Source organism: Candidatus Neomarinimicrobiota bacterium, assembly GCA_034716895.1.
Lineage (GTDB): Bacteria > Fidelibacterota > UBA8477 > UBA8477 > JABMPR01 > JABMPR01.
In genome coordinates this window covers 1-1,724 of sequence record JAYEKW010000225.1, presented here as the reverse complement: position 1 = coordinate 1,724, position 1,724 = coordinate 1, and the positions used below count along the sequence as shown (strand labels likewise).

The 1,724-nt window shown below is 45.1% G+C and carries 2 protein-coding genes; both read left to right on the top strand.

Translation table 11 applies throughout. The features are described from left to right. The first annotated feature begins 309 nt into the window (after window positions 1–309). Window positions 310–1,203 (top strand): ChbG/HpnK family deacetylase, encoded by an 894-nt coding sequence (locus U9Q77_12750; protein MEA3288227.1) that lies wholly within the window; start codon window positions 310–312, stop codon window positions 1,201–1,203. A 107-nt stretch (window positions 1,204–1,310) separates the two neighbouring features. Then, a partial coding sequence (locus tag U9Q77_12745; protein ID MEA3288226.1) for a type II secretion system protein occupies window positions 1,311–1,724 on the top strand: 414 nt, incomplete at its 3' end.

Sequence of the window (1,724 nt, the reverse complement as noted above, 5' to 3'; positions counted from 1 at the left end):
TTGTTGGGCTAAAGCCCTCCTTTTTTTAAGGTTTTTATAACCCCCAGGCTGAAGCCTGGGGTAAGTATCAATAGTAACAGTACTATACGTAGACAACTAAAGCTAATGTTAGCAAGCAATTATTCCGGCGCAATGAAGTTTTCACACAGGCTCTATAACCCTTATACCTTTATACCTTTGTACCCCAGAATATTTTATTGACCCCCAATCTCAATGATTGCATCCAGGTACGCATTATTATGATGAACCAAAAAAGAGTCCCCTGAAAATATAAGTAAGCCTGCAGGAATATTATGATAGATTGGACTCATGAACTCACAATTTAAGCTTTTAATCCTCCTGACCCTGATCGCACCAGCGCTATTTGGGTATTCCAAGAATGATATTGTACCGGATGTTAAATACTATCTGATCCGACTGGATGATATGGGCATGTCGCATGGTGTAAATATGGCGGTTAAACAAGTCATCGAAACTGGACTGCCCGTTTCTACCTCCATCATGTTTACCTGTCCCTGGTATCAGGAAGCGGTGGATATCCTGAAACCCCACCCTGAAGTGAGTGTTGGGATCCATTTGACCCTTAACGCGGAGTGGCAGAATTACCGCTGGGGTCCGGTTGTCGGGAGGGAGGCAGTTCCCAGTCTGGTTGATTCACTGGGCTATTTTCTACCAGCGCGATCCCTGCTGTTTTCACGAAACCCTGATGTAGCTGAGATCGAAAAAGAGCTACGAGCCCAGATTGAACGAGCCATGAGCTGTGGTCTTAAAATCGATTATGTGGATTACCATATGGGTGCGGCAGTCCAAACCCTGGAATTGCGTGAAATTGTTGAGGGACTGGCTGCTGAACATGAACTGGGTCTGGTCTACTATCTGGGGGAGCAGTCATCCAGTGCCACCTACTTTCCGGAATATGATGCTAAACTGGATTCATTGCTGAGCAATATCACTACCCTTGAACCCGGTATTAATCTGCAGGTTGTCCATGTCAGTCTGGATACTCCAGAGATGCAGGCCATGATCGACTTGAATACATTTGGATTGAAAGAGATGAGTAAGCATCGGTTCAGTGAACTTCAGGCTATCACTTCGCCAGTGTTTCGAGATGCTCTACAAACCAATAATATCAAGCCGATCACCTATGGGGATCTGATAAAAATGGTGGGTCTGGAGAATATGCAGCGACCGCCTCAGGAGTAATACCAGTTTCTGGAAGTGGGTCGCGGGGTAAAGATTAACTAACCCATTTACTTTCAAAACCTTAGATTTGACCCGTTCATCAAATCAATGAGATGGGTTGATCATTTATGAAGAAAAAATGGCTTGGGTCTGTCCTGCAATATCTGCAAATGGTTTCCCCATCGCAAAGAAGACCCGGGTTTACCCTCATCGAAATTATTTTCTCAATTACCCTGCTGTCCATAATAGCCCTGGGAACGACTCAGTATATGGTCTACTCCCGTTGGGATATCGACAAAGCCATTCGTAAACAGCTGGCCTGGATCAATATGGCTTCACGCATGGAGCAAGCCGTTGACTTTGGCTACTCAGCGTTGCAGGACAGTCTGCCTGAGAGTTCGCAGGCGATCACCATCAATCGTATTCAAGCTTATCGTACAACCGTCGTCAGCGGCATCGATGACGGGACTGATGGGTATTATCCATCAGATAATACTCAACCTGATTATTACCAGATCAAAATCTATATCGCCTGGTTTTCA

Excerpts from the sequence above, each read along its gene's own strand:
- U9Q77_12750 (MEA3288227.1), top strand. The coding sequence starts at position 310 with ATGAACTCACAATTTAAGCTTTTAATCCTCCTGACCCTGATCGCACCA.